This is a genomic window from Pantoea sp. Lu_F5_004 (assembly GCF_051136245.1).
GTDB lineage: Bacteria > Pseudomonadota > Gammaproteobacteria > Enterobacterales > Enterobacteriaceae > Pantoea > Pantoea agglomerans.
Genome location: NZ_CP194946.1, coordinates 1,274,177 through 1,294,440, shown reverse-complemented (window position 1 = coordinate 1,294,440; position 20,264 = coordinate 1,274,177). Strand labels below are relative to the sequence as shown.

General features: G+C 53.8%; 18 protein-coding genes. 5 read left to right on the top strand and 13 right to left on the bottom strand.

Going from position 1 to position 20,264, the window contains the following annotated elements; all coding sequences use genetic code 11:
- Nucleotides 1–110: 110 nt before the first annotated feature.
- The 6 genes from nuoF to lrhA form a co-directional block, all read right to left on the bottom strand.
- Nucleotides 111–1,451 (bottom strand): NADH-quinone oxidoreductase subunit NuoF, encoded by a 1,341-nt coding sequence (nuoF, locus tag ACR8BN_RS06165; RefSeq protein WP_434747577.1) that lies wholly within the window; start codon nt 1,449–1,451, stop codon nt 111–113.
- Nucleotides 1,452–1,453: 2 nt separating this feature from the next.
- Entirely contained in the window at nt 1,454–1,969 is a 516-nt protein-coding gene (gene nuoE / locus ACR8BN_RS06160; RefSeq protein ID WP_010258066.1) for an NADH-quinone oxidoreductase subunit NuoE, read from the bottom strand.
- Nucleotides 1,970–1,971: 2 nt separating this feature from the next.
- Entirely contained in the window at nt 1,972–3,771 is a 1,800-nt protein-coding gene (gene nuoC / locus ACR8BN_RS06155) for an NADH-quinone oxidoreductase subunit C/D (RefSeq protein WP_010258063.1), read from the bottom strand.
- Nucleotides 3,772–3,884: 113 nt separating this feature from the next.
- The gene (locus ACR8BN_RS06150) at nt 3,885–4,562 is read right to left on the bottom strand and encodes a NuoB/complex I 20 kDa subunit family protein (RefSeq protein ID WP_003854245.1); all 678 of its coding nucleotides are present in this window, start codon (nt 4,560–4,562) and stop codon (nt 3,885–3,887) included.
- Between the two features lie 15 nt (nt 4,563–4,577).
- On the bottom strand, nt 4,578–5,021 hold the full coding sequence (locus tag ACR8BN_RS06145) for an NADH-quinone oxidoreductase subunit A (protein ID WP_010258058.1): 444 nt from the start codon (nt 5,019–5,021) through the stop codon (nt 4,578–4,580).
- 639 nt (nt 5,022–5,660) lie between these two features.
- On the bottom strand, nt 5,661–6,584 hold the full coding sequence (gene lrhA, locus ACR8BN_RS06140; RefSeq protein WP_010258055.1) for a transcriptional regulator LrhA: 924 nt from the start codon (nt 6,582–6,584) through the stop codon (nt 5,661–5,663).
- 960 nt (nt 6,585–7,544) lie between these two features.
- Between lrhA and ACR8BN_RS06135 the strand changes: the two genes are divergently transcribed.
- Together ACR8BN_RS06135 and yfbR are read left to right on the top strand one after the other, a co-directional pair.
- Nucleotides 7,545–8,762: a pyridoxal phosphate-dependent aminotransferase gene (locus ACR8BN_RS06135; protein WP_010258051.1), complete on the top strand. Its 1,218-nt coding sequence runs from the start codon at nt 7,545–7,547 to the stop codon at nt 8,760–8,762.
- A 75-nt stretch (nt 8,763–8,837) separates the two neighbouring features.
- On the top strand, nt 8,838–9,437 hold the full coding sequence (gene yfbR, locus ACR8BN_RS06130) for a 5'-deoxynucleotidase (RefSeq protein WP_010671453.1): 600 nt from the start codon (nt 8,838–8,840) through the stop codon (nt 9,435–9,437).
- A gap of 29 nt (nt 9,438–9,466) precedes the next feature.
- Here the strand turns inward: yfbR and ACR8BN_RS06125 are convergent, their stop codons facing one another.
- From ACR8BN_RS06125 to yfbV, 3 genes are all read right to left on the bottom strand, one after another.
- Nucleotides 9,467–10,126 (bottom strand): sugar phosphatase, encoded by a 660-nt coding sequence (locus ACR8BN_RS06125; RefSeq protein WP_425011378.1) that lies wholly within the window; start codon nt 10,124–10,126, stop codon nt 9,467–9,469.
- 13 nt (nt 10,127–10,139) lie between these two features.
- Nucleotides 10,140–10,634: a YfbU family protein gene (locus ACR8BN_RS06120; RefSeq protein ID WP_010671451.1), complete on the bottom strand. Its 495-nt coding sequence runs from the start codon at nt 10,632–10,634 to the stop codon at nt 10,140–10,142.
- Between the two features lie 145 nt (nt 10,635–10,779).
- The gene (gene yfbV, locus ACR8BN_RS06115) at nt 10,780–11,232 is read right to left on the bottom strand and encodes a terminus macrodomain insulation protein YfbV (RefSeq protein WP_031590606.1); all 453 of its coding nucleotides are present in this window, start codon (nt 11,230–11,232) and stop codon (nt 10,780–10,782) included.
- A 337-nt stretch (nt 11,233–11,569) separates the two neighbouring features.
- On the opposite strand from yfbV, the gene ackA reads away from it, so the two are divergent.
- Together ackA and pta are read left to right on the top strand one after the other, a co-directional pair.
- Entirely contained in the window at nt 11,570–12,772 is a 1,203-nt protein-coding gene (gene ackA, locus ACR8BN_RS06110; RefSeq protein ID WP_031590605.1) for an acetate kinase, read from the top strand.
- An 85-nt stretch (nt 12,773–12,857) separates the two neighbouring features.
- Complete coding sequence (gene pta / locus ACR8BN_RS06105; protein ID WP_434747576.1) at nt 12,858–14,990, top strand: phosphate acetyltransferase; 2,133 nt, start codon at nt 12,858–12,860, stop codon at nt 14,988–14,990.
- Between the two features lie 109 nt (nt 14,991–15,099).
- Here pta and yfcD read toward each other — a convergent pair whose 3' ends face one another.
- Together yfcD and yfcF are read right to left on the bottom strand one after the other, a co-directional pair.
- Nucleotides 15,100–15,624 carry an NUDIX hydrolase YfcD gene (gene yfcD / locus ACR8BN_RS06100; protein WP_010258035.1) on the bottom strand — a complete coding sequence of 175 codons (525 nt, stop codon included), beginning with the start codon at nt 15,622–15,624 and terminating at the stop codon, nt 15,100–15,102.
- Between the two features lie 108 nt (nt 15,625–15,732).
- Nucleotides 15,733–16,374, bottom strand: a complete 642-nt coding sequence (gene yfcF / locus ACR8BN_RS06095) for a glutathione transferase (protein ID WP_031590601.1) — start codon at nt 16,372–16,374, stop codon at nt 15,733–15,735.
- Between the two features lie 182 nt (nt 16,375–16,556).
- Here yfcF and ACR8BN_RS06090 point away from each other — a divergent pair, with 182 nt between their 5' ends.
- The gene (locus ACR8BN_RS06090) at nt 16,557–17,453 is read left to right on the top strand and encodes a TIGR01777 family oxidoreductase (RefSeq protein WP_039388475.1); all 897 of its coding nucleotides are present in this window, start codon (nt 16,557–16,559) and stop codon (nt 17,451–17,453) included.
- 33 nt (nt 17,454–17,486) lie between these two features.
- On the opposite strand, the gene ACR8BN_RS06085 is transcribed toward ACR8BN_RS06090, so the two are convergent.
- Both ACR8BN_RS06085 and xylB read right to left on the bottom strand, forming a co-directional pair.
- Complete coding sequence (locus ACR8BN_RS06085; protein ID WP_010258025.1) at nt 17,487–18,767, bottom strand: MFS transporter; 1,281 nt, start codon at nt 18,765–18,767, stop codon at nt 17,487–17,489.
- Between the two features lie 27 nt (nt 18,768–18,794).
- Nucleotides 18,795–20,264 (bottom strand): xylulokinase, encoded by a 1,470-nt coding sequence (gene xylB / locus ACR8BN_RS06080; protein WP_235764409.1) that lies wholly within the window; start codon nt 20,262–20,264, stop codon nt 18,795–18,797.

Genomic DNA, 20,264 nt, shown 5'->3' with positions numbered 1-20,264 from the left:
TGACATGCTTCCGTAAGGCTCGTCAGAGACGAGCGTTAATCATATTCTTGCCCCGACGCACGACATTGTCGGGGCGGCGGCACCAGGCCTGTTCCGTGTTCTTCGGCGAATTACCAGCGCGCTTTCAGCAGGTTTGGCTGGATCCCGCCAATGGCGCGGGTATTGCCAAACACCTGCGGTGCCATGCCGGCTTCAAACTCTTCACGGAAATATTTAATCGCACTCTGCAGTGGCTCAACCGCACCCGGCGCATGCGCACAGAAGGTTTTACCCGGGCCAAGCTGACGGCAGAGTTGCAGTAAGGTTTCGATATCGCCTGGCTGACCCTGCTTCTGCTCCAGCGCACGCAGAATTTTTACGCTCCACGGCAGGCCATCGCGACACGGTGTACACCAGCCGCACGACTCACGGGCAAAGAACTCTTCCAGGTTACGCACCAGCGAGACCATGTTGATCTCGTGATCGACCGCCATCGCCAGCGCCGTACCCAGACGGCTGCCCGCTTTGCCGATGCTGGCAAATTCCATGGGCAGATCCAGGTGCTGGTCGGTCAGGAAGTCAGTCCCTGCCCCGCCGGGCTGCCAGGCTTTGAACTTCAGTCCGTCACGCATACCGCCCGCATAATCTTCAAGGATTTCACGTGCGGTGATACCAAATGGCAGCTCCCAGACGCCGGGATTTTTAACCCGTCCGGAGAAGCCCATCATTTTGGTACCGGCATCTTCGCTTTTAGAGATGTTTTTGTACCACTCCACGCCGTTGGCCAGAATCGCCGGAACGTTGGAGAGGGTTTCCACGTTGTTCACGCAGGTCGGTTTGCCCCACGCGCCCGCACTCGCCGGGAATGGCGGTTTCGAACGCGGATTAGCACGACGGCCTTCCAGTGAGTTAATCAGTGCCGTCTCTTCGCCGCAGATATAACGACCTGCGCCGGTGTGGACAATCAACTCAAAGTCAAAGCCGGTACCGAGAATATTTTTACCGATATAGCCCGCTTCTGTCGCTTCAGCAATCGCACGACGCAGATGCACCGCGGCTTCAATGTATTCGCCACGTAAGAAGATATAGCCACGGTAAGCCTTCAGCGCAAAGGCGCTGATCAGCATTCCTTCCACCAGCTGGTGAGGCATCTGCTCCATCAGCAGGCGGTCTTTATAGGTGCCCGGCTCCATCTCATCGGCGTTACACAGCAGGTAACGGATGTTCATCGACTCATCTTTCGACATCAGGCTCCACTTCAGCCCGGTGGAGAAACCCGCACCGCCGCGCCCTTTCAGGCCTGAATCTTTGACTGCCGCAACGATTTCATCCTGCGACATGGTTTTCAGCGCTTTTTCCGCACCGGCATAGCCGTTTTTACTGCGATATTCGTCAAGCCAGACAGGTTGCTTGTCGTCACGCATCCGCCAGGTCAGCGGATGGGTTTCTGCAGTGCGAATGATCTGTTTAATTGTCATTGATACTGCTCCAGCAAACCAGGGATGCCTTCCGGCGTCAGATGCACATGCGTGTCTTCATCCACCATCATCGTTGGCCCCTTATCGCAGTTACCCAGACAGCAGGTTGGCAGCAGTGTAAAGCGGCCATCGGCAGTGGTCTGACCCGGTTTGATATTCAGTTGCTGTTCCAGTGCTGACTGGATGCCCTGATAACCGGTGATATGACAGACCACGCTGTCACAGTAACGGATCACATGACGGCCAACCGGCTGACGGAAGATCTGGCTGTAAAATGTCGCCACACCTTCAACATCACTAGCCGGGATACCCAGTACCTCGGCAATCGCATTGATGGCGCCATCCGGCACCCATCCACGCTGTTTCTGCACGATCTTCAGCGCTTCAATCGAGGCTGCACGCGCATCTTCGTAGTGGTGTTTTTCGTGCTCAATGGCGTGATGCTCTTCCGCGCTCAGCACGAAGACCTCGTTAGGGTCGATCGTTTTAATGGCAATGTGTTGATCGTGCATAATTAGCGGTCCACGTCTGACATAACAAAATCGATACTACCCAGATATACGATCAGGTCGGATACCAGGCTGCCACGGATTACTGAAGGAATCTGCTGCAGATGCGGGAAGCTCGGCGTACGCACGCGGGTGCGGTAGCTCATGGTGCTGCCATCGCTGGTCAGGTAGTAGCTGTTGATCCCTTTCGTCGCTTCAATCATCTGGAACGACTCATTGGCTGGCATCACCGGCCCCCACGAAACCTGCAGGAAGTGCGTGATCAGCGTTTCAATATGCTGCAGCGTGCGCTCTTTCGGTGGCGGCGTGGTCAGCGGATGATCCGCTTTGAACGGACCCTCTGGCATGTTGTTGAGGCACTGCTCAAGAATACGCAGCGACTGCCACATCTCTTCCATTTTCAGCATAACGCGGCTGTAAGCATCGCTGATGCCGTCGCCGACCGGGATTTCAAAATCGAAGTTTTCGTAGCCGGAGTAGGGACGCCATTTACGTACGTCAAAGTCGAGACCGGTAGCACGCAGACCAGCACCGGTAGTGCCCCACGCCAGCGCCTCTTCCATGTTGTAAGCAGCAACGCCTTTGGAACGGCCAATCAGTACGCTGTTGCGCAGTGCCGCTTTGTCATACTCTTTAAGACGTTTTGGCATCCAGTCGAGGAAGTCACGCAGCAGACGTTCCCAGCCTCGCGGCAGGTCATGCGCGACGCCACCAATACGGAACCACGCCGGGTGCATACGGAAACCGGTAATCGCCTCAACCACGTCATAGATTTTCTGACGGTCGGTAAAGGCAAAGAACACCGGCGTCATGGCCCCGACGTCCTGAATAAAGGTGGAGATATAGAGCAGGTGGCTGTTGATGCGGAACAGCTCAGAGAGCATCACGCGGATCACATTAACGCGATCGGGCACCACGATACCGGCCAGTTTCTCCACCGCCAGTACGTACGGCATTTCGTTTACGCAGCCGCCGAGGTACTCGATGCGGTCAGTGTAAGGAATGTAGCTGTGCCACGACTGACGCTCGCCCATCTTTTCGGCACCACGATGGTGATAGCCGATGTCAGGCACGCAGTCGACAATCTCTTCACCATCCAGCTGCAGAATGATGCGGAATGCCCCGTGCGCCGACGGGTGGTTAGGCCCGAGGTTCAGGAACATGAAGTCTTCGTTGGTGGTGCTGCGCTTCATGCCCCAGTCTTCAGGCTTAAAGGTCAGCGCTTCCATCTCCAGATCTTCTTTCTGTTTGGTCAGCGTAAACGGATCGAATTCGGTGGCGCGCGCCGGGTAATCTTTACGCAGCGGATGGCCTTCCCAGGTCGACGGCATCATGATGCGCGTCAGATGCGGGTGACCATCAAAGGTGATACCAAACATCTCCCAGGTTTCACGCTCATACCAGTTGGCATTCGGGAAAAGGCGGGTGATGGTCGGCAGATGCATATCGTTTTCAGAGAGTGCCACCTTGAGCATGATGTCGCGGTTGCGTTCAATCGACAGCAGGTGGTAGAAAACGGAAAAATCCGCCGCAGGCAGGCCTGCACGGTGGGTACGTAAACGCTCATCCACGCCATGCAGGTCATACAGCATGACGTAAGGCTTGGGTAATTTACGCAGGAACTCGATAATTTCCAGTATCTGTTCACGCTTCACCCACACCACCGGAATACCGGTACGGGTTGGCTGAACAGTGAAGGCATCCGGCCCAAAACGGTTACGCAACTCGCCGATCACCGGGTCATCAAGGTGATCACGGGTTTGCCATGAAGGCTGAGCGAGATCTTGCGTGGTCAAATCTGTCATACGTTACTCACCATTCCGGCCTGGTCTCAGGCACTCAAATGAAGGCGTCAGGATGGGGCCATGCATTAAATTGTGATGTTCTGCTGCAGGCGCTGTTTTCCATCCATACGGTTTTAAACTTCGTCCGGGCTGCGCAGGTTTGTGACTGCGATGCGCTCGCCGCGTTTTCTTTCACGCTCAGATGGCATGTTGGCGCGATAAACGCCCTGATCGCCAACCACCCATGAGAGCGGACGGCGCTCTTTGCCGATCGACTCCTGCAACAGCAGCAGTGCCTGCATATACGCTTCAGGACGTGGCGGACAGCCAGGGATATAAACATCAACCGGCAGGAATTTATCGACACCCTGCACCACGGAATAGATGTCATACATGCCGCCAGAGTTGGCGCAGGCACCCATGGAAATCACCCATTTTGGTTCCAGCATCTGATCGTACAAACGCTGAATAACCGGGGCCATTTTGGTGAACGGCGTACCGGCAATGACCATGAAATCGGCCTGACGTGGCGAAGCGCGCATAACTTCGGCGCCAAAACGTGCCACGTCGTGGACCGCAGTGAACGATGTTGTCATCTCAACGTAACAACAGGACAGGCCAAAGTTATAAGGCCAGAGGGAGTTTTTACGCCCCCAGTTCACCATGTCATGCAGGGCATTTTCGAGTTTGCCCATATAAACGCTGCGATGAACGTGCTGCTCCAGCGGATCGCTGACGATTTCCTGCTTTTGCAGAGGATAACGGTCGTTCTCACCACCGTTCGGGTCTATGCGGGTGAGCGTATAGTCCATCTTATTGCCTCTCTTTTACTGCTTATGAGGATTGGTGTGGCTGACCGTAGTGGTTTTGACCACCACGCGACGGCGAGCTGGAGCCCAGTCCAGTGCGCCAATGCGTACCAGATAGACCAGACCCGCCAGGAGCACCAAAATGAAAATTGCGGCTTCCACAAAGCCGATCCAACCGCTTTCACGGATTGAAGTCGCCCATGCGTATAAAAAGAGGGCTTCGACGTCGAAGATGACGAAAAACATCGCAACCAGATAAAATTTCGCCGACAGGCGGATATGGGTATCACCAACGGATTCAATGCCCGATTCGAATGGCGTGTCTTTGTAGCGGGCGCGCGCTCTGCCGCCAAGCAGCCATCCTCCGGTCAGCATGAAAGCACACAGGCCAAAGGCAATAACGATAAATACGATAAACGCCCAGTGCTGGGCGATGATTTCGGTGGTAGTTGACATACTCATTGCTTACTCATCAAAAGTGGCGCTGGCATCCTGCACGCGTTTCCCGCAGCAAACTGACCACATCGATTCAAGGGAAGGATAAAAACCTTTCAAATGTCGCTGTTATTAAGTAATAAGCAGCTATTTTATGGGGTTTTTTACTCCTTTCTATAACCTTTTGTCAACTTTGACAAAAGTATCCAAACATTATTTCACACCTGCATCATATTATTAACAAATGATGCCCCGCTTTCCAGCTAAATCGCTTCAGTCTGTAGGGTTAATTTTAGTGTAGCGGGTATTCACATGCATGGATCGTGCATTTAACAAACATATTTTGACAGGTATCACTGATTTTTCCCTCCCCTTTCCAGGGCTATTTTTTTGATCCAGAACACACTTTTGCCCTTTATGCGTTAATTTTCCCCACCTGAAACGGTGATTCGGAACAAAGCATTCGGTTTTTTGGTCTGGAAATTTCAATTCAGTAGATGGTGAAATTTTCTTAGTCGGGTCAGAAGAGGCAGATGAGTTAGTAAGGGACATCGGGCGGGGGTCAGGCACAAAAAAGCCTCTCGTTCTTTTCAGGGAAGGAGAGGCTTATTTATAAGCGTTTATTAAGGCAATCACGCGGGTATTGAGTACAACACGTTAGCGAAATTACTCTTCATCATCCAGCAACAGTGAACCGTCGGGATTATTGCTCAGGTTATAAGGATCATTGGTGGACTGCATGGCATTGAAGATGGCCAGCGCCAGTTCATTATCGCTGTCAGGATTACGGCACAGCAGATATTGCGTATCAGGCAGTACCGGCAGTCCTTCAGCTGCCCCCATAACACGCAGTTCCGGGCTCATCATCTCGACCGGACGTGCCGTCACACCCAGTCCCGCTTTCACCGCTGCGCGCACTGCAGCCAGTGTGGAAGCGACATAAGAGATACGCCACGGAATGCCCGCTTCGTTGAGATGATCGATAGCCATATCACGATAAGGACTTGGCTCATCCAGCAACACCAATGGAATCGCTTCGCCACGCTGGAAGATATAATCCGCTGCGCAGTACCACAAGGTAGGTGAAGTACGCAGTACCTGATAGGTAAAATTGCCCGGGCTGGAAGTGGTCACAACCAGGTCCACTTCACCCTGATTGAGCATTTCCATCATAAACGGATTACGTTTAACCCGCACATCGATTGCCAGTTTCGGATAAACCGAGGTCACCCGGTTTAGCAGGAACGGCAGAATAGTGTCAGAGGTGTCATCAGAGGCACCAATGGTCAGCACGCCCTGAATGTTGCTGTACATCAGAGACGTGCAGGCTTCGTCGTTAAAACGAAGAATTTTTCTCGCATAGCCTAAAAGCTGGATACCGTGCTCTGTCAGAAGCTTATTACGTCCATGTCTGGCAAACAGCTCTTTACCTACCAATTGTTCCAGACGTTGCATCTGCTGACTGACTGCTGACTGGGTTCTGCAGACCGCTGCAGCGGCTGCTGCAAAGGTATTCAAATCCGCAACGGCAACGAAGGTTCTCAGCAGATCGAGGTCGAGATTCAGTATCGGACGATTTGCATTAGTCATGTTTTTTCTTCACTTATAAGATTTTTACGAACTACTACCCTGGTGTTATCACAAGCTTATCAAAGTGATAAGCAGTAATGGTGCTCAATGACAGTCCTGTGTGAAGACTGACACAAAAAAAGTTTATGTGGATCCTGCACTGTTGACTCCTCTGAAGGGTCATAGTGCTATTCAAGACAGATACAACTTCTGAACCGATGGCGCTGGGTGCGCAAATGCAGGAAGCTGCGTAGTTGTCTTATTCCCACCAGAAAGAATCGTGCGGGATAGAAAGCGCACTTTACGGGCTATCAAAGCGAAGCGGCAAAGTGCACTAAATAATAAATTATACTTAATCATTTTTGACTTCAAAATGGAAATGATTTTGTGAAAAGCGCTGTAAATTTTGTGCTAAAGGCATTTCCAGACCCTTATGCCACATTATTGATCACTTTTTAAGCCTTCAGCGTTCTGAAATTTAATGAGGAAGTGTTAAGTACGGCTCACAATCCTGCAATAAAGGTGCCATATGAAGCTCTGCTTTTGGCACTTTTCCGGCGAACACAAGGCCTTAAACGCGCCACTCTTAAGCAGCGTTAAGGCGTAATCTTTAGGCACGTTCTAAAATCGTCCATAATTTGAACATATATAAAATATCCTTTAACTATTTCTCTAAGTGTATATTTCAGGTGCAAAGAAAAGTTCCATTTCAATAACTTCCAGATAGCGTTCATGATGTTAAAGCCATATGTCGGTTCAGCAGCGCTTTGGGCAAGTTAAAATCCTGCATTAATGCCAATTTATAGTTTAATTAACCAGTTTACGCGACAACGAATATTTTTTACGCTGCGCACTGGTCAAAAAGTTGTTGAACCCGCCAAAACGGGGCGGCACCCTTCTTTTGTGACTGTCAGGAGAGTACATTGTGCTGGTTGGATTTCTGTGGCAGCCAAAAGGATTCTGCCCATTAAGGCGGTAACAATGACTTTTCAAATTGATAAATCCGGAAAACTCGATAACGTCTGCTATGACATCCGTGGTCCGGTACTGAAAGAGGCTAAACGCCTCGAAGAAGAAGGTAACAAAGTTCTGAAGCTGAACATCGGCAATCCGGCGCCGTTTGGTTTTGAAGCACCGGATGAGATACTGGTCGATGTTATTCGTAACCTTCCCAGCTCTCAGGGCTATTGTGACTCCAAGGGTCTCTATTCCGCCCGTAAAGCGATCATGCAGCACTACCAGGCGCGCGACATGCGCGATGTCACCGTAGAAGATATCTACATTGGCAACGGTGTTTCAGAGCTCATCGTGCAGGCGATGCAGGCGTTACTGAACAGCGGCGACGAAATGCTGGTGCCGGCCCCCGACTATCCGTTATGGACGGCTGCGGTTTCCCTCTCCAGCGGTAAAGCGGTGCACTATCTCTGTGACGAATCAGCAGGCTGGTTCCCTGACCTCGATGATATCCGCAGCAAGATAACGCCTCGTACCCGCGGCATCGTGATCATCAACCCGAATAACCCCACTGGCGCGGTCTACAGCAAAGAGCTGCTGTTAGAGGTGGTTGAAATTGCGCGTCAGCATAACCTGATTATTTTTGCCGACGAGATCTACGACAAGATCCTCTATGACGATGCACAGCATCACTGCATCGCAGCGCTGGCACCCGATCTGCTCACTGTTACCTTTAATGGCCTTTCTAAAACCTATCGCGTTGCCGGTTTCCGTCAGGGCTGGATGGTACTGAACGGGCCGAAGAAACATGCTAAAGGCTATATAGAAGGGCTGGAGATGCTCGCCTCGATGCGCCTGTGTGCCAACGTACCGGCGCAACATGCGATTCAGACGGCGCTGGGCGGTTACCAGAGCATTAGCGAATTTATTATGCCGGGTGGTCGTCTCTACGAGCAGCGGCAGCGCGCCTGGGAGCTGATTAATGACATCCCAGGCGTCAGCTGTGTGAAGCCACAAGGCGCGCTTTATATGTTTCCGAAAATCGATGCCAAAAAATTCAACATTTTCGACGATCAGAAGATGGTGCTGGATTTTCTGTTACAGGAGAAGGTGCTACTGGTTCAGGGCAGTGCCTTTAACTGGCCGTGGCCCGATCACCTGCGCATTGTTACGCTGCCTCGTGTGGATGATCTTGAGATGGCGATCAATAAATTTGGCCGCTTCCTGCAAGGCTATCGTCAATAATCAGGCCCGCGTATACTGACGCTATTTGGGGAGAGCCAGAGTCTGTCTCTCCCCCGCCAGCCAACAGGAACGCTCATGACACAAAGCCACTTCTTTGCTCATCTCTCCCGTCTTAAGCTGATCAATCGCTGGCCGCTGATGCGCAATGTGCGCACCGAAAATGTCTCCGAACATAGCCTGCAGGTCGCCATGGTGGCGCATGCCCTGGCCGTGATCAAAAACCTCAAATTCAACGGCTCACTTAATGCCGATCACATTGCCATGCTGGCGCTTTACCACGATGCCAGCGAAGTGCTCACCGGCGATTTACCGACTCCGGTAAAGTATTACAACGCGCAGATCGCCCACGAATATAAGAAAATCGAGAAGATTGCTCAGCAGAAGCTGATTGAGATGCTGCCTGAAGAGTTTCAGGCGATCTATCGCCCGCTGATCGATGAGCATCTGCACAGCGAAGAGGAGCAGGCGGTTCTGAAACAGGCGGATGCGCTCTGTGCATATGTAAAATGTCTTGAGGAGTTGTCTGCCGGGAACAACGAATTTTTACTGGCCAAAGCGCGGCTGGAAAAGACCCTGGCACTTCGGCGTTCACCGGAGATGGATTACTTCGTTGAGGTGTTTATTCCGAGCTTCAGCCTGTCACTGGATGAAATCTCGCAGGATACGCCACTCTAAGCCCGGCGGTCTGGCCGCCGGGCCAGCCCTTAAACCTGCTGACTGAAGGTAAAGCTACCGTCAGACTCGCGGGTTATCACCAGTGACGCCAGTGAGTCGAGCTGAAGCGCCACCTCATCCAGCCGGGGTGTCTCCGACGGCGCATTGATGGCAATCACCGCACAGCCAGCATTCAGGCCGGATAAGATGCCGGCAGGTGCATCTTCTGCAACCACGCACGATGTCGCCGCTAATTCCAGCTTCTCCGCGCCAAGCAGGTAGGGATCGGGTTCCGGTTTGCCTTTAGCCACCTGTTCAGCGGTAATAAACACGGCGGGCTTCGGTAATCCTGCGGCTTTATGACGTGCATGTGCCACCGGCACCGAACCGGAAGTGACAATCGCCCAGGGAATCTGCAGTTCGTTCAGCCGGTTCAGCAACGCGTTGGCCCCTGGCAGCGCCTGCACACCGTCGGTGTCCGCCGCTTCAGCCTGCTCCAGCGCGACAAACTCCGCCTGAATAGCCTCTTCCGACTGGCCTGCCATGAAATGACGCAGAGAGGTAATCGCCTGCTTGCCATGAATGAAATCCAGGATTTCATCAGCCGCGATGCCATGACGGGCACCCCACTGGCTCCAGGCTCGTTCAACCGCTGGCAGTGAATCCACCAGCGTGCCGTCTAAATCAAATAGAAAACCTCTGTAGGTCACGCGCTCCTCCTCATCAGGCATTAATCACTTGCGCAATTTCGTTTGCACTTAAATGGTACTGGCGCGGACAAGTCTGCCACAAAGCTAACATCCGTTGATACTTTTCCCACATCGGGGTCTGCGCATTAAAACCATGGGTGCCGGAATCGAAGTGGGTATAACGCCCTTCTGTATTGACCATAAAACGGACGTAACCCAGCAGTCGCGCTTCCGTTGCCGCATCGAAGCCCAGAAAGGCGAGACGGCGCTCTTCAAGCTCACCTTTCTCTTTAAGGTTCGACCAGGAGACGTGGAGTGCGTGATGCATTTCCATAATATCGATCACCGTCCGGCAGATCGCTTCGCTAAGTTCGCCAAACTCTTTGTCCAGCTCCCGCATCTGCAGCGCATAACCGCGCTCGATGATGGTCTGGTAACGGCGAAAACGCTCCGCATTTTCCGGCTCAAGCATGGCCATCATTTTGTACTGGTTGGTGAGAATCAAACGCTGCGCATGGGTCATTTCCATCATTTACTCCCGGTCAGAGACCGCTCAGTTAATCGACAATGGAGAAATAATTGCACAGCGTTAGCGACACGGAAATCGCCGTATCACCATTCTTTGATTTGGCCGCAGGTTAGCAGTAAATATTTTACCGCCAGCCCGGGATGGGTCAGAGATCGTCGAGGAAAGTGCGGTCAAGTTGTTTGAACGCCCGCTTTAACAGATCGGCCAGCGCCTGATAGGTCGGCTTGCCTTCTACTGGCGCAGTCGCCTGCCCCGCTTCTTCCAGTCGGGCACGAACTTCATGAAACCAGTTAAGCAGCGTCGGCGGCAGCGGCGTCACTGAACGCTTCCCCAGCCACCATAAACCCTGCATCGGCAGGCTACAGGCAAACAGCGCGGTCGCCACGGCCGGGCCTAACTGACCGCCCATCGCGATCTGCCAGGTCAGCGTAAAAATCGCCAAAGGGGGCATAAAGCGAATAGCAAAACGCGTTGCTGAAGAAACACGGTTTTCCGGGAACATGGGTGCCAGGCGCTTATCAGCCGGCCAGGTCTTCATATAGTGTTGGCCGCGCTGAAACATCCGAAACCAATTGGTACTGCCAGATTCATTCGCCATGGCTCACCTCAACTAATGCTGTAAAAATTAAAAAATAGTTATAACTACACAACTTTACGTGACATCCTTCAATTATTTTTGTCTTTAAAGGTGACTCCAGCTATTCTGACGCCGTTTTCCCCCCTTTCCGGAAGCGGATTGCGCCTTTGGGAAGAGGCCTGAGCCAGGTTTAGACAAGGCAATTTTCAAATTTTCGCGTAAGATTGCCGAAATTTTTTGCGGAAATGCAGAATTCTGTCTACCGCATGATGTTTGTCATTAATCTACCAGCTTTCATGGGCTACGCTGTTAGTCTGATTGCGTTTTATTTAGCCACTCTCAAAAAATAGGTACTTCCATGTCGAGTAAGTTAGTTCTGGTTCTGAACTGTGGCAGCTCTTCCCTTAAGTTTGCCATCCTCAACCCTGCCAGCGGTGAAGAATTCCTGTCTGGCCTGGCGGAATGTTTCCACCTTCCTGAAGCCCGCATCAAATGGAAGCTGGAAGGCGAAAAACAGGAAGCGCCTCTGGGTGCTGGCGCAGCGCATAGTGAAGCGCTGAACTTTATCGTTAAAACCATTCTGGCACAAAAACCTGAGCTTTCGGCACAAATTGCTGCAATCGGCCATCGTATCGTTCATGGCGGCGAGAAGCTGACTCAGTCAGTCATCATCACTGAAGAAGTGATACAGGGCATCAAAGACGCCTCCTCTTTCGCACCGCTGCACAATCCGGCTCATCTGATCGGTATTGATGAAGCGATGAAAAACTTCCCTCACCTGTCAGATAAGAATGTCGCGGTATTTGACACCGCTTTCCATCAGACAATGCCGGAAGAGTCTTATCTCTATGCGCTGCCGTACAAATTGTATAAAGAGCATGGCGTTCGTCGCTATGGCGCGCATGGCACCAGCCACTTCTATGTGACCCACGAAGCGGCCAAAATGCTCAACAAGCCGCTTGAGTCACTGAATATTATTACCTGCCATCTCGGTAACGGCGGTTCTGTCTCTGCCATTCGCAACGGCGAGTGTGTGGACACCTCAATGGGCCTGACCCCACTGGAAGGCCTGGTGATGGGTACCCGCAGTGGCGACATCGACCCGGCAATTATCTTCTTCCTGCACGATACGCTGGGTATGAGCGTCGATGCCATCAATAAACTGCTGACTAAAGAGTCTGGCCTGTTAGGTCTGACCGAAGTCACCAGCGACTGCCGCTACGTAGAAGATAACTACACCACTAAAGAAGATGCGAAGCGCGCAATGGATGTCTTCTGTCATCGCCTGGCGAAATATATCGGCAGCTACACCGCGCTGATGGATGGCCGCCTTGATGCCGTAGTATTTACTGGCGGCATCGGTGAAAACGCCGCGATGGTTCGTGAACTCTCACTGAAAAAACTGGCGCTGCTGGGCTTTGACGTCGATCACGATCGCAACCTGGCGGCCCGTTTCGGCAAGTCTGGTTACATCAATAAAGAAGGCACCCGCCCGGCGCTGGTGATCCCGACCAACGAAGAGCTGGTCATCGCCCAGGACGCCGCGCGTCTGACTGCGTAAACACTTCTCTCCGTCAGCTCAGGCTGACGGAGTTGTTTTTGACACCCTGCCATTACTGAGAGGTTCAAACGTGTCACGTACAATTATGCTCATTCCGACCGGCACCAGCGTCGGCCTGACCAGCGTCAGCCTCGGCGTTATCCGCGCCATGGAGCGCAAAGGCGTTCGACTCAGCGTCTTTAAGCCGATTGCTCAGCCGCGTACCGGCGGCGATACGCCGGATCAAACCACCACTATTATCCGTAAGAACTCTTCGATTCCTGCCGCTGAACCGCTGCAGATGTCACGTGTTGAATCACTGCTGGGATCGAACCAGCAGGATGTGCTGATGGAAGAGATCATCTCCCGTTACCATGCCAACACGCAGAATGCGGAAGTGGTGCTGGTTGAAGGTCTGGTCCCTACCCGTAAGCATCAGTTCGCCAACGCGCTGAACTATGAAATCGCGAAAACCCTGAATGCGGAAATCGTCTTCGTGATGGCGCTGGGCAATGACTCTCCGGCACAGCTGAAAGAGCGCATTGAACTGACGCAGAGCAGCTTCGGCGGTCAGAAGAATAAAAATATCACTGGTGTGATCATCAATAAACTCAACGCGCCGGTCGATGATCAGGGGCGTACCCGCCCTGACCTGTCAGAAATTTTTGATGACTCGTCAAAAGCCAGCATCGCCAATATCGATCCTAAGCAGCTGTTCTCAGACAGCCCGCTGCCGGTACTGGGCTGCGTGCCGTGGAGCTTTGATCTGATCGCCACCCGCGCAATCGATATGTGCCGTCACCTGGACGCGCGCATCATCAACGAAGGTGAGATTCAGACCCGCCGGGTTAAATCGGTCACCTTCTGCGCCCGTAGTATCCCGCACATGCTGGAGCATTTCCGCCCAGGCTCACTGCTGGTGACTTCCGCAGACCGCCCGGATGTGCTGGTCGCCGCCTGCCTGGCCGCCATGAACGGCATTGAGATTGGCGCTATCCTGCTGACCGGTAACTACGAGATTGACGATCGCATCGCGCGTCTCTGTGACCGTGCCTTCCAGACCGGCCTGCCGGTGTTTATGGTGAAAACCAATACCTGGCAGACCTCTCTGAGCCTGCAGAGCTTTAATCTTGAAGTGCCCGCTGACGATACGCAGCGCATCGAGAAAGTGCAGGAATATGTTGCCAGCTACATTAATGCTGACTGGATTGAGTCACTGACCGCCACGTCAGAGCGCAGCCGTCGCCTATCGCCACCAGCCTTCCGCTATCAGCTGACTGAGCTGGCGCGTAAAGCGGGCAAACGCGTCGTGCTGCCAGAGGGTGACGAGCCGCGTACGGTTAAAGCGGCCGCTATCTGTGCTGAACGCGGTATCGCCACCTGCGTACTGTTAGGCAACCCGGATGAGATTCAGCGCGTCGCTGCGGCTCAGGGTGTCGAACTGGGCAAAGGGGTTGAGATTGTTGATCCGGAACAGGTGCGTGAAAACTACGTGCCGCGTCTGGTCGAGCTGCGTAAGAGCAAAGGCATGACCGAAGTGGTCGCCCAGGAACAACTGGAAGATAACGTGGTGCTGGGCACCATGATGCTGGAGAGCGGCGAAGTGGATGGCCTGGTTTCAGGTGCGGTTCACACCACCGCCAACACCATTCGTCCGCCTCTGCAGCTGATCAAAACTGCGCCTAACAGCTCACTGGTTTCATCGGTGTTCTTTATGCTGCTGCCGGAGCAGGTGCTGGTTTACGGTGACTGCGCGATTAACCCGGATCCAACCGCTGAGCAGCTCGCTGAGATCGCTATTCAGTCAGCCGATTCTGCTAAAGCCTTTGGTATCGATCCACGTGTTGCGATGATCTCCTACTCTACCGGCACGTCAGGTGCAGGCAGCGACGTTGAAAAAGTGCGTGAAGCAACGCGTATCGCGCAGGGAAAACGTCCTGATCTGGTCATCGATGGTCCGCTGCAGTATGACGCCGCGATCATGGAAGACGTGGCGAAATCGAAAGCGCCAGATTCACAGGTTGCCGGTCGCGCCACCGTGTTTATCTTCCCGGATCTGAACACCGGTAACACCACGTATAAAGCGGTACAGCGTTCAGCCGATCTGATCTCAATCGGGCCGATGCTGCAGGGTATGCGTAAGCCGGTTAACGACCTGTCGCGCGGTGCGCTGGTTGATGACATCGTCTATACCATCGCCTTAACCGCCATTCAGTCTCAGCAGGCTGAACAAGGCTAAGCGTCAGGTAAGAACAAAAAAGGCATGCCCCAGGGCATGCCTTTTTTTCGCCGGTAACAGAGCCGGAGGCTTTAACGCGGATCGCTGAGAGGTGTTAAAGCGCCTGTTTTCAGGCCCGGTTATCACCGTTGCGGCTCATCCACAGAGAGAGCGCTTTCAGCGAATCGTCAGTGAACTCATCACAACGGGCGGTGATCTCGTCGGGCGTCATCCAGATAATCTCATCGACTTCCGATTCCTGCATGGCGAACGGCCCGTGTGACACACAACTGAACAGTCCGCCCCAGACGCGACAGTGCTGATCTTCAAAGTAGAATTTGCCATGCTCAGCAAACGGCACCGCGGCAATTCCTAACTCCTCTTCCGCTTCACGTCGCGCAGACTCCAGCATATCTTCACCGCTCTGCACCACGCCGCCTGCGGTTGCGTCCAGTTTGCCCGGCATAAAATCTTTTATCTCAGTGCGACGCTGCACCAGAATCTTGCCCATACCGTCATGAACCACAATATAGGTAGCGCGGTGACGCAGGCACTCAGCGCGCATCTGCGCACGTGTTGCCTGAGCAACAACTTCATTCTCTTCGTTTACGATATCGACCCACTCGATGCCGTCACCCGCAGTTTGATCCACCATCCGTAACCCTTTCCTGTTTGGCGTACACTTGGGTACGCAGTTTACCACGTCGTTATTTTTATGTGGCGTAAGGTAATCACTTCCGTCAGCCTGAGCAAGCCCTGGCTGTTACCGATTTTTACCACTTTCTGCTAACCACAGCTGCACTGAGGCTCGCTGCCACTGAAACTCAGCATAATCCCGCAGACGTGCAGGCAAGGGATCACCATGCAATACCAGTCGGTTAAGCATCACCGCCAGATCGGTATCCGCAATTGACCACTCGCCAAACAGGTTCTGTTGCCCGTCCGGCAGCAGGCGATCGACGGCCATAACGAGTTTATCCACCGCCTGCTGCGCTGATGCGGTCAGCGGTGAAAAGCGCTCACCGGCAAAAAGCACTTCTGTGGGACGCTCCTGACGTATCCACAGGAAGTCACTGCGAAGCCAGGCCTGAATCTCTCTGGCGCGGGCACGCTTCTCGCGGTCGCGGGGATAGAGACGCTCAAACTCGGGCGCCGGAAAGCGCTCTTCAAGATATTCGGTAATCGCCGAGGATTCGCTTAACAGGAACGCATCAATCTGCAGAGTCGGTACCCGGCAGGTCAGCGACAGCTCGCGGTAAGCCGCGGCGTATTGCTGATTCTGCGACAAATCGACGCGCTTCAGCTGAAAAGGGATCCCTTTTTCGGTAAGAGCAACATAGGCCGACATGGCGTAAGGACTGAAAAATGATGAATCTGACCACAGGGTGATGGACGGATAATTCATCGGTTACCTCAATTGGCTGTCAGGGTTGCATCATGTTTACCGATTTTTTTTTGGGAAGGCAACGCTGAGCTGATCCGATCTCTTCCTCCGGAATAAGAAAGCGCGACGCGACTCACGATAGAGTGGCTCGACTCTTCTATGCTGAAAGGTGCAAATAACAAAAACATCAAGGGAGCCGCAACATGCATATTCTTATTACCGGTGGCACGGGACTGATTGGCCGTCACCTGATTCCGCGCCTGCAACAGCTGGGGCATCAGATCAGCGTGGTGACGCGTGACGTGGTCAGCGCGCGTGAAAAACTGGGCGAAGAGGTCGCGCTCTGGTCAGGGCTGGCGCAACAGTCGAACCTGGATACGATCGATGCGGTCATTAATCTGGCGGGAGAACCTATTGCCGACAAACGCTGGACGGAGCCGCATAAACAGCAGCTGTGTGAAAGCCGCTGGCAGATAACCGAGCAGATCGTCTCACTGATCAACGCCAGCGCCACGCCACCGGCCGTGCTGATCTCAGGTTCGGCAACCGGCTTTTATGGCAACACCGGCGATCTGGTGCTGACTGAAGAGGATCAGGGTCAGGATGAGTTTACTCATCAGCTTTGCGCCCGCTGGGAGCAGCTGGCGCTCGCGGCTGAAAGCGAACGCACCCGCGTCTGCCTGCTGCGAACCGGCGTGGTGCTGGCGTCTGAGGGCGGCGCACTCAGCAAAATGAAGCTGCCCTTTAAACTCGGCATCGGCGGGCCGATTGGCAGTGGTAAACAGTACATGCCGTGGATTCACATTGATGACATGCTAAACGCCATTATCTGGCTGCTGGAGCATGACGATCTGCGGGGTCCGTTCAATATGGTCGCTCCCTACGCGGTGCGTAACGAGCAGTTTGCCGCCACGCTGGGCCGGGTGATGCATCGTCCGGCCTTTATGCGCACGCCTGCCAGCGCCATTAAACTGATGATGGGCGAATCGTCGGTGCTGGTGCTGGGAGGACAGCATGTGCTGCCAAAACGGCTGGAAGCCTCAGGCTTTGGCTTCCGCTGGTACGATTTGCAGGAAGCGTTGCAGGATGTCGCAGGATAAACATACGGCGGCCCTGGGCCGCCGTATGTTTCGTTAGTTACGCTGCTCTGCTACACGCGACTTCACTACCTTCTCTTCACGCGTATGCCCCGGTTGTGGCACACGAATAATAAAGGTCAGCACGCCAGCGAACACGTATAGCCCGGTATAGGCCCATACCACACCGACAATGTCGAAGAACGGCAGCATGACTGAGGCGATAGCCGGTGCCACAAAGTTACTGAGTCCTGCGGAGAGGTTGTAAATAGAGACCGCAGCGCCTTTGTGATGCGGTTCCAGCGTGGGAAATACAGCGGTCATCGGTACAAACGCGGCGACAAAAATGCCCAGCATTACCGCAGGGATTAATGCGACCCAGAAGTTATGACCCGCATACAGCGGCAGATAATAAAAGGTCAGGCTGGAGATGGCCATCCCCAGGCAACCAAACCAGCGCACCTGACGGATCCAGCCCAGCTTCTCTCCCGTGAGGCCCCAGAAGATATTCGTAAATATAGTGACAAAGAAGAACACCGCCCAGATTTGTAGCCATTCAGAGATGGTAAAGCCGAGACGATCGACAAACAGCAGTGGCATGATAATGGCGAAACCAAACAGCGACAGCGTGTTGATGATGCGAATCAGGCAGGCATAAAACACATTCTGATTGGTGAACAGGATGGTCACGGCACGCGCCATCTCTGTCATCTTGTCACGCATCGGCAAATTCACACGAGAGCGATCCACCGGTACCTTGCGCAGGCTGAAGTATGCGAGGATCCCACCACAGGCCACCCAGATAATAGCCAGCCACAGCGTCCCCGTTTCCCCCAGCATCGGAATGGTGAGACTTGGCAGATAGCTGCCAATCACCCCGATGCCGACAGAATACATCGCCCAGAACCAGCCGGTCGCCGCCGCCAGTTTTTCGCGCGGTAAGACCTGCACCAGCATCATCATGAAGGAGTAGATAAACAGCGGATAAGCCAGCCCGCGAATGCCGTAGAACAGCACCATCAGCGGATAGTTGCGCAGGCCAAGCCCCAGCGACATAAACAGCGTATGCATCACGATCCATAACACAAAGCCAATCATCATCGCGCGCTGCGGTGTGATCAACTCGGCTACCACGCCAGATGCCCAGGCCGCCAGGGCTGCCGCTAAGCCATAGAAGGTGAATACGACTGCAGACTGCGCGGGCGTAAAGCCCATATCGGTGATATGGCGCGACAGAAACGCCATTTCAAAGCCATCACCCGCCATAAAGATTGCGATAGCGAGGAAACCCCAGAACATCTTTTTCGGTAAGCCAAACCAGTATTCGTTCGATTGCATCACAATTACCTTCTGTCTGGTTAGTCGTTATGCAGGCAGCAAACTGCGCACCTGTTGTTGCTGGATGTAGAGTTCCCGGAACAGACATAGCCGCTTTTGCAGCACGGCACCGCGCGTCTCGTCCGGTTGGTAGCGTGCCTGCACAGCCGGCTTCAGACACACCTCATGCTCAAGGCCGCCATCAGCCAGCCACGCTAAACGTGCCGCACCCAGCGCGCCAGATGCGCTGGCGGGATGGGTAACAATGGGCAGTTGCAGCACATCGGCAATCAATTGAGCCCACAATGTGCTACGTGCGCCACCACCGGTCAGGCTGCACTGCTGAATGTGATGCCTGGCATCGCCGAGCACACTCAACCCATCAGCCAGCCCAAATGCCACGCCTTCAACCACCGCATAGCCCAGCAAGGCGCGCGGGGTTTCATGGCGCAGATTGAAGAAAGAACCGGATGCGTCAGGATCGTTATGTGGTGTGCGTTCACCAGACAGATAGGGCAGGAAAACCGGGGCGCTACGCACTTGCTCATCACTGAGCTGGACCATCTCCTCCATCAGCTGGCTTTCACTGACCGACAGCAGATTGCACAACCAGCGCAGACAACTGGCGGCGCTAAGCATCACACTCATCTGGTGCCAGCGGCCCGGTAACGCATGGCAAAAGGCGTGCACCCCGCATTGAGGGTCAGCCCGTAAGCGGTCGTTTACGACAAAAATCACACCGGAGGTACCCAATGAGATAAACGCATCACCGGGATTCACCGCCCCCACACCGACTGCCGATGCGGCATTGTCACCGCCGCCTCCCGCGACAGTAACCGCAGTAGATAAACCCCACTCGCTCGCCAGCGTCGGCTGCAGGCGTCCACTTATGGCACTGCCTTCTACCAGTTCAGGCATTTGGGCACGCTTCAGTCCGGTGATGGCCAGCAGTTCTTCCGACCAGTCACGCCGGGAGACATCGAGCCACAGCGTTCCGGCAGCATCCGAAGGCTCACTGACAAAGCGCCCGGTAAGACGCCAGCGCAGGTAATCTTTCGGCAGCAGGACCTTATCGATGCGGCTGAAAATTTCTGGCTCATTTTCCGCGACCCAGTGCAGTTTCGGCAAAGTGAAGCCGGGCATAATCATATTGCCGCTAATTTCCATTATCCGGGGATTGCCCTTCCGTAGCCTTTCACACTGCGGTGCACTGCGCGTGTCGTTCCAGAGGATACACGGACGCAGCACCTTCCCCCCGGCATCCAGCAACACGGCCCCGTGCATCTGTCCCGATAATCCAATAGCGCGAATCGCGGCCCATGCCAGAGGAAACTGATGACGTAATCCCGCCAGAACCTCGCTGCAGGCTTGCCACCAGCATTCAGGATCCTGTTCAGCCCAGTGGGGATGGGGACGCTGCACGCTCAGCGTGGCGTGCTGAGCCGCCACAATCTCACCGTGCGTATTAATGATCAGCGCTTTAAGCTCTGAGGTACCAATATCAATGCCGAGATACAT